Genomic DNA, 7,772 nt, shown 5'->3' on the forward strand with positions numbered 1-7,772 from the left:
CCTCGCCGCGGTATGGCGCATCGAGTCCGCGCGCATCGTGGGGGCGCTCACCCGCATGGTCGGCGATTTCGGGCTCGCGGAGGACCTCGCCCAGGAGGCGCTGGTCGATGCGCTCCGGCAGTGGCCGGTCGAGGGGGTGCCGCGCAACGCGGGGGCCTGGCTCACGGCGGTGGCGAAGCGCAAGGCGATCGACGGATGGCGCCGGGCGGAGCGTCTGGATGCCCGGGTCGCCGCTCTCGCCCGCGACCTGGAGCGGGAGCAGGCCGAGTCTCCGGACGTGCTGTGGGACCCGGATGCCGTCGACGACGACGTGCTGCGCCTGATCTTCATCGCCTGCCACCCGGTGCTGTCGAAGGAGGCGCAGGTCGCCCTGACGCTGCGGGTGGTCGGCGGCCTGTCGAGCGAGGAGATCGCCCGTGCCTTCCTCGTACCGACGGCGACCGTGCAGCAGCGCATCGTGCGGGCGAAGAAGACGCTCGCGGCGGCGAACGCGCCCTTCGAGGTGCCGCCTCGCGAGGAGCACGCCGCGCGTCTGGGCGCGATCCTCGGCGTGCTGTACCTCATCTTCAACGAGGCGCACGCGGCGAGCAGCGGGCCGGAATGGATGCGACCCGAGCTGAGCGACGAGGCCATCCGGCTCGGCAGGGTGCTCGCAGCGCTGATGCCGCGCGAGCCCGAGGTGCACGGCCTGCTGGCGCTGATGGAGCTGACGGCGGCCCGGTTCGCCGCGCGTGTGGACGGAAACGGCGACCCCGTGCTGCTCGCCGACCAAGACCGTGGGCGGTGGGATCGCGGGCGCATCACCCGCGGTCGAGCGGCGCTGGGGACGGCCGACGCGCTCGGGCGCGGTCGCGGTGCCTACTGCCTGCAGGCCGCGATCGCCGAGTGCCACGCGACCGCGGCATCCGTGGACGACACCGACTGGGACCGCATCGTGCTCCTCTACGAGGCTCTCGGCCGGATCGCACCCTCGCCGGTCGTGGAGCTCAACCGTGCCGCCGCTGTCGCGATGGCGACCGGCCCGGCATCCGCGTTGCGCATCATCGATCAGCTCTCGAGCGCGGGAGCGCTGCGCGGGTACCACCTGCTGCCCGCGACCCGGGGGGAGTTGCTGCGGCGGCTCGGGCGCGAAGAGGAGGCACGGAGCGAGTTCGCGGTCGCCGCCGGCCTCGCGGGCAACGATCGCGAACGGTCGTTGCTCGAGCGGAAGGCTGCCGGGGCAGAGAAATGACCCGCCCCCTTCGGGAAGCGCGAAGCTGCCGAAGGGGACGGGCGTCGAGTATGCGGGAGCGTCAGTCGTTGACCTTCTGACCGCGACCCGCGATCAAGCCGTAGATCAGCAGGACGATGATCGAACCGGCGATGGCGAGGAGCCAGGTGCCCAGATCCCAGAACTCGGTCAGCGGGCGGTTGAGGATCAGGCTGCCGAGCCAGCCGCCGAGCAGGGCGCCGACGACACCGAGAAGGAGGGTGATGAACCACCCGCCACCCTGCTTGCCGGGCAGGATCAGCTTGGCGATGGCCCCGGCGATGAGGCCGAGGAGAAGAAAGCCGAGAAAACTCATGGTCAGCTCCTATGTGTCGGGAGCCCCGGGGGGCCAGGGCTCGTGACACCCACACTGCCGGTCTTCGCGACCGCACGACAACCCCTTGCGCACACCTCCCCGGGTGTGCCAAAAGGCCCGCCTCCACGGGGGAGACGGGCCTTTTGAACGGTGGTTCGCGTCAGTTGTTGCCGCGGACGATCGCGATGATGCGCAGGATCTCGACGTAGAGCCACACGACCGTGACCATGATGCCGAAGGCGCCGAGCCAGCCGTACTGGCGGGGAGCGCCGTTGCGGACGCCCTGCTGGATCTGGTCGAAGTCGAGCACCAGCGAGTACGCGGCCATGATCACGACGAGGACGCCGATGATGACGCCGAGCGGGATGCCCATGATGGTGGCGCTGAGCATGCCGAACGCCTGATCCTGCGGCAGGACGCCGGTCCACATGAGGACGAGGTTCAGCAGCGAGAAGACCAGGTAGCCGATCATCGCGATCATGAAGATCTTGGTCGCCTTCTTCGACGCGCGGATCTTGCCGCTTGCGAAGAGGGCCAGGGTCACGCCGACGACCGAGACGGTCGCGAGGGTGGCCTGGAACACGATGCCGGGGTAGATGACCTCGAAGAACGCCGAGATGCCACCGATGAAGAGGCCCTCGAGCGCGGCGTAGGCGAAGATCAGCGCGGGGCGCACCTTCTTGCGCGAGGTGAAGGTGATGACCATCGCGAGCACGAAGCCGCCGAGCGCACCGATGATCCACGGCATCATGTTGACGGGCGCCGGGTTCTGGGGGTTGTACGGCGGAGCGTCGATCCCACCGAGCGTCCACACCCAGCCGATGGCTGCGGTGACGAGCAGGATGGCGAACAGGCCGGCGGTCTTCCAGACGGTGTCCTCGACGGACATCCGGTCGGTCTCGATCGCACCGGCAGGCGGGGCCGCGTACATGCCCTCGAGCTGCGCGTTGGCCGCGACATCCATCGCCCCGTGCTGGAGCGAGGCGTTCTGCGCGCCCTGAGCAGCCTGAGGTCCGCCCGGGTAGGTCGCGACGTTGCGCGGGTCCTGCTGCTGGAAAGCAGGGTTGTTGAAAGCGAAGTTGCTCATTGGTGGGCCTCACTCCAAAGGGGGTCGTAGGTCTCTTGCCTCCACGATACTCGGGTGGTGCCGCTCCGGGCGTGTTCTACGCTGAGAGCGTGCCCAGGAAATCACCCCTCGTCATCGGGCACCGCGGTGCGCCCGGCTATCGCCCGGAGCACAGTCGCTCCTCCTACGAATTGGCGCTCGCGATGGGCGTGGATGCCGTGGAACCCGACGTCGTCGCGACGAAGGACGGTGTCCTCGTCGTGCGGCACGAGAACGAGATCTCGGGCACGACCGACGTCGCCCTGCATCCGGAGTTCGCCGATCGCAAGACGACCAAGCGTGTCGACGGACAGGCGCTGACCGGCTGGTTCACCGAGGACTTCACCTGGGCGGAGCTGTCGACCCTGCACGGGCGGGAGCGGCTGCCCGAAGTGCGGGTCTCGAGCGCGAGCTTCGATGACTCGCAGGCCATCCTCCGCCTGCGTGACGTGCTCGACATCGTGCGCGACGGCTCGGTCGAGCACGGGCGGGAGATCGGTGTGGTGCTCGAGGTCAAGCACGCCACGTACTTCGCGAGCATCGGCCTCGATCTGGCTCCGTTGATCGAGCGCGAGCTGCGGGACGCGGGCTGGGCCGACGGAGAGCTGCCCCTGGTGATCGAGTGCTTCGAGTCGACGGTGCTCGGACAGTTGCGGGAGCGCGGCGTCGCGGCGTCGTACATCTACCTCATCGAGGCGACCGGCCGCCCGTACGACCGGCTGGTGGCCGAGGGGAAGCAGGCGCTCACGTACAAGGCGACCGTCAGCCCGCAGGGGCTCGACGGTCTCGTCGGACGCGTCGACGGCATCAGCGTCAGCAAGAAGATGCTGCTCGACCGCGGCAACACGATCGTCGCCGATGCGCATGCGCGCGGCCTGCAGGTCTTCACCTGGACGTGCCGGCCGGAGAACGCGTTCCTGTCGCCGGAGTTCCGCGGCTCGGGTGGACGCTCGGCGTTCGGGGACTACGAGTCGGAGTGGGGCGTCATCGAGCGCCAGGGTATCGACGGCGTGTTCGTGGACCACCCCGATCTGGGCGTGGCTTTCTTCCGCAGCTGAGTGGAGCCACCGGAGGCCGGGTCAGAGGGTGCGGTCGAACGCGCCGCGGCGGGTGGAGACGATCTCCTTGCCGAGCGGCATGAGCGAGATCGGGACCATCTTGAAGTCGGCGATTCCCATCGGGATGCCGATGATCGTGACGCACAGCAGGATGCCGGAGACGATGTGGCCGATCGCCAGCCACCAGCCGGCGAGGATCACCCACAGGACGTTGCCGAGGAACGAGCCGACGCCGGCCGTCGGCTTGCTGATGACCTCGCGCCCGAACGGCCAGATCGCGTACGCGGCGATGCGGAACGAGGCGATCGCCCACGGGATCGTGATGATCGGGATGCACAGCAGGATGCCGGCCAGGACGTACCCGAGGAACAGGGCCCATCCGGCCAGGATGACCCAGATGATGTTGAGGATCGTGCGCATGGGGAGATTGTGTCACCCCCGAGGCTCGGTGTCTGAGCATCCGCCCCGAGGTCCCGGGCGCGCGGCGGTCCGGATGCCAGACTGACCGCATGACCGGAATCGTGGTGCAAGACGTCAGTAGAGCGTTCGGAACGGTGCAGGCGGTGCGAGGGGCCACCCTGCGAGCCGAGCCGGGCCGCGTGACCGGGCTGGTCGGGCCGAACGGAGCGGGCAAGACGACGCTGCTCCTCATGCTCGCCTCGCTCCTCGCGCCCGACTCCGGAACGATCAGCATCGGCGGCGTCGACCCCTCGGTCGACCCGCTCGCGGCTCGGCGTCTGCTGGGCTGGATGCCGGACGCACTCGGCGCCTGGCCGTCGCTCACGGCGCGGGAGACCATCGTCACCACCGCCCGCCTGTACGGCATCGAGAAGCCGGATGCCGCCGCGCGGGCGCAGCAGCTGCTCACGCTCGTCGGGCTCGGGGAATTGGCGGACTCGCCCGCGAAGGTGCTGTCGCGAGGGCAGAAGCAGAAGCTCGGCCTTGCGCGCGCCCTCGTGCACGACCCGCAGGTGCTGCTCCTCGACGAGCCGGCATCCGGACTCGACCCCGAGGCGCGGGTCCAACTCCGCGAGCTGCTGCGTCGTCTGGCCGCCGAGGGGCGCACGGTGCTGATCTCGAGCCACATCCTCTCGGAGCTGGAAGAGGTCGTCGATGACTCCATCTTCCTCGTGGCCGGTGCCGTGGTCGACGCGGCTCCCCTGCAGACCTCTGTGCGCGCGTGGCGCGTGCGCCTGGCCGGCGCGACGCCGGAACGTCTGAACGCCGACACCTGGCAGGTGGCATCGAACCTCGGCCTGTCCCCGGACTCCCTCGCCACGGATCGCGGAGCGGTACTCGTCGGATTCGCGGGTGAGGATGCGGCGGCGCAGTCATTGCGCACGCTCGTCGAAGCGGGCCTGCCGGTAGCGGAGTTCGCCCCGGCGCAGAGCGATCTGGAGCACACGTTCCTCAACCTGTCGCATGCGCCGCTGCCGCAAGCCGCCGCTTCCGCCCCGCAGCATCCGGCACCGCCGGCACCCTCTTCGCCCGCCGCACCACCCGCCGCACCACCGGCGCCACCCGCCCCCGCAGCACCGACCGGAACGGAGACGGGAGCATGAGCCTCGCGAACATCGGGATCATCGCCCGACTCGAACTGACGCAGCGACTCCGGAGCGTCGGGTGGTACGTCCTGCTGGGTGTCTTCGCGCTCATCCTGCTCGGGGTCACCGGGCTCGCCTTCGCCGTGTACTCCTGGGGCGACTTCGTCGGTGCCGGCGTCTACTCCATCGTCGTCAACATCGTGCTGCTGCTGGTCGTGCTGGTGTCGCCGACCCTCAGCGGCAACGCGATCAACGGCGACCGTGATGCGGCGACCCTCGCCGCGGTCCAGGTGACCGCGGCCTCCACCGGCGACATCATGCTCGGCAAGCTCCTCGCGGCCATCGCAACCGGCGGTGCCTTCCTTCTCGTCGCCGTGCCGTTCCTCGCCCTGTCGCTCCTGGGCGGGGGAGCGGATGCGCTCGTGCTGCTGGTCTCGCTGCTCGTGCTCGCGGTCGAGATCATCGTGGTCGCGGCCATCGGCGTCGGCCTGAGCGGACTCATCGCCCGCCCGCTGTTCTCGGTCGCGGCGACGTATCTCGTGGTCGCCGGGCTGGTGTTCGGCACGCTCATCGCCTTCGGGCTGGGCGGCATGGCCGTGCGCAGCGAGGCGACGACGTACTCGCGCCCGTACGACGCGAACGGCGACCCCATCTGCGACGAGTGGGAGGTCGGCACCACCTACGAGGTGCCGCGATTCGACTACGTCTGGTGGGCGCTGTCGGCCAACCCGTTCGTCGTGCTCGCCGATGCGACCCCCACGGAGTTCTCGCCCGAGGGGTACCCGGTCGACCTGTTCGGTCAGATCAAGCTCGGTGTGCGCAGCGCGCAGCAGTCGCCGCTCGAACAGCGCTGGGACGAGTGCGACCCGAACGGCGGCTACCGCACGCCGGAGGAGATCATGGACTCGTCGGTGCCCAGCTGGTTCGTGGGACTCGGCGTGCAGATCGTCATCGCCGGCTCGCTGTTCGCCGGGGCATGGGCGCGTACGCGGACGCCCGCGAAGCGTCTGCCGCCGGGGACCCGCATCGCCTGAGGCTTCGCGAGCGGGAACGGGAAGTCGCCACCTCCCGTTCACCTTCCGTGCACCGGAGGGATTCTTCGCGGCCACGCGGGATCGGTGGTCTGGGCTGGTACCCGACTGAGTCCGGTCGGGCCCCGCCTGGGGCCTGCCGGCCGACCCCCAGGAGTCCTCCATGCCCCGCCTGCAATCCGCAGCCGCGGTCGCGGCGGTGTGCGCACTGAGCGCCGCCGCCCTGCTCGCCACTCCCGCCGCCGCCATCGGCGCCTCTCCCGGCATCCGCCCCGCAGAGACGGTCTCGGCCGCCCCGAGCCTCGTGCTCAACGAGATCGTCTACGACGACGCGGCGACCGGCCTCGCCGACCAGATCGAGATCTACAACGCGGGTGCCGAGACGATCGATCTCGCCGGATGGAAGGTCGCCGACGAGAAGCGCGACAGCTTCGGCGCAGCCCCCGAGGGTACGGCTCTCGACCCCGGTGAGTTCCTCGTGCTCGTGAAGGACGTCGACTTCCCGTTCGGTCTCGGCAAGGGCGACGAGGTCGTGCTCTTCGACCCGAGCGGCGCCGAGGCCGACTCCTACGCCTACGAGAACACCGCGCCGCTGTCGGTGTGGGCACGGTGCGCCGACGGCACGGGCGAGTGGGCGCATGCCACGACAGCGACCCCCGGCGCAGCGAACGACTGCACGGTCGCTCCCGTCGCCGGCTCCATCGTGATCAACGAGGCCGACTCGCAGCCCGCCGACTGGGTCGAGTTCTACAACCCCGGAACCGAGGCGCTCGACATCTCGGGCTACGAGATCCGCGACAACTCCGACGATCACCGCTGGCAGTTCCTGGCCGGCACGCAGATCGGAGCGGGCGAGTTCCTCGTCGTCGATGAGGGCACGATCGGTCTCGTCGGAGGAGCCGAGGCCGCGTTCCGCGACCCCATCGGCATCGGCAGCGCCGACCGCATCCGCCTGTTCGACGCGGCAGCAGCGCAGATCGACGACACCCTCCCGTGGGAGGGGCACGCGGCGATCGACGGAGACTTCTCCGCCGCCACGCTCGCACGCTGCCCGGACGGCGTCGGCGCGTTCGTTCTCGCGCACTCGACCCCTGGAGCCGCCAACTCGTGCGTCATGCCCGACGTCGTGATCAACGAGATCGAGTCCAACGGCGACACCACCGACTGGGTCGAGGTCACGAACACCGGCAGCACGGCCGTCGACCTGTCCGGCTGGACCGTCATGGACAACGACCCGACCGGTCACACGGGTGAGACCACCCCGCTGCCGGCCGGCACGACGCTGCAGCCGGGCGCGTACTTCGTGTTCGACCAGCCCGCGAACTTCGTCTTCGGTCTGGGCAACGGCGACACCGTGACGGTTCGCGATGCGAACGGCAACACCGTCGACGAGCACGTGTACACCGCTCACGCCGCGGGCGTGCTGGCGCGCTGCGCCGACGGCTCCGGCGCCTTCGTCGATGTCGCGG

General features: G+C 69.9%; 8 protein-coding genes. 5 read left to right on the forward strand and 3 right to left on the reverse strand.

What is annotated here, in order from left to right; translation table 11 throughout:
* Window positions 1-1,231: RNA polymerase sigma factor (locus ACNPM4_RS19235; protein ID WP_448986818.1), on the forward strand; the 1,231-nt coding region annotated here is incomplete at its 5' end.
* A 61-nt stretch (window positions 1,232-1,292) separates the two neighbouring features.
* On the opposite strand, the gene ACNPM4_RS19240 is transcribed toward ACNPM4_RS19235, so the two are convergent.
* Both ACNPM4_RS19240 and ACNPM4_RS19245 read right to left on the reverse strand, forming a co-directional pair.
* Window positions 1,293-1,565 carry a GlsB/YeaQ/YmgE family stress response membrane protein gene (locus ACNPM4_RS19240; protein WP_017203627.1) on the reverse strand — a complete coding sequence of 91 codons (273 nt, stop codon included), beginning with the start codon at window positions 1,563-1,565 and terminating at the stop codon, window positions 1,293-1,295.
* Between the two features lie 160 nt (window positions 1,566-1,725).
* On the reverse strand, window positions 1,726-2,652 hold the full coding sequence (locus ACNPM4_RS19245) for a Bax inhibitor-1/YccA family protein (protein WP_029262276.1): 927 nt from the start codon (window positions 2,650-2,652) through the stop codon (window positions 1,726-1,728).
* 89 nt (window positions 2,653-2,741) lie between these two features.
* On the opposite strand from ACNPM4_RS19245, the gene ACNPM4_RS19250 reads away from it, so the two are divergent.
* Entirely contained in the window at window positions 2,742-3,728 is a 987-nt protein-coding gene (locus ACNPM4_RS19250) for a glycerophosphodiester phosphodiesterase family protein (protein ID WP_448986821.1), read from the forward strand.
* A 21-nt stretch (window positions 3,729-3,749) separates the two neighbouring features.
* On the opposite strand, the gene ACNPM4_RS19255 is transcribed toward ACNPM4_RS19250, so the two are convergent.
* Window positions 3,750-4,148 carry a YccF domain-containing protein gene (locus ACNPM4_RS19255; RefSeq protein ID WP_029262278.1) on the reverse strand — a complete coding sequence of 133 codons (399 nt, stop codon included), beginning with the start codon at window positions 4,146-4,148 and terminating at the stop codon, window positions 3,750-3,752.
* Between the two features lie 89 nt (window positions 4,149-4,237).
* Between ACNPM4_RS19255 and ACNPM4_RS19260 the strand changes: the two genes are divergently transcribed.
* From ACNPM4_RS19260 to ACNPM4_RS19270, 3 genes are all read left to right on the forward strand, one after another.
* Window positions 4,238-5,290: an ABC transporter ATP-binding protein gene (locus ACNPM4_RS19260; protein ID WP_448986823.1), complete on the forward strand. Its 1,053-nt coding sequence runs from the start codon at window positions 4,238-4,240 to the stop codon at window positions 5,288-5,290.
* Window positions 5,287-6,306 (forward strand): ABC transporter permease, encoded by a 1,020-nt coding sequence (locus ACNPM4_RS19265; RefSeq protein WP_448986825.1) that lies wholly within the window; start codon window positions 5,287-5,289, stop codon window positions 6,304-6,306. The genes ACNPM4_RS19260 and ACNPM4_RS19265 overlap by 4 nt, the downstream gene beginning before the upstream one ends.
* Before the next feature lie 160 nt (window positions 6,307-6,466).
* The coding region (locus ACNPM4_RS19270) for a lamin tail domain-containing protein (protein WP_448986827.1) at window positions 6,467-7,772 on the forward strand (1,306 nt) is incomplete at its 3' end.

This window comes from Microbacterium umsixpiens (assembly GCF_053543675.1).

Bases quoted from the DNA above. Each gene is read 5' to 3' on its own strand.
- ACNPM4_RS19240 (WP_017203627.1), bottom strand. From the start codon at position 1,565: ATGAGTTTTCTCGGCTTTCTTCTCCTCGGCCTCATCGCCGGGGCCATC.
- ACNPM4_RS19245 (WP_029262276.1), bottom strand. From the start codon at position 2,652: ATGAGCAACTTCGCTTTCAACAACCCTGCTTTCCAGCAGCAGGACCCG.
- ACNPM4_RS19255 (WP_029262278.1), bottom strand. From the start codon at position 4,148: ATGCGCACGATCCTCAACATCATCTGGGTCATCCTGGCCGGATGGGCC.
- ACNPM4_RS19260 (WP_448986823.1), top strand. From the start codon at position 4,238: ATGACCGGAATCGTGGTGCAAGACGTCAGTAGAGCGTTCGGAACGGTG.
- ACNPM4_RS19265 (WP_448986825.1), top strand. From the start codon at position 5,287: ATGAGCCTCGCGAACATCGGGATCATCGCCCGACTCGAACTGACGCAG.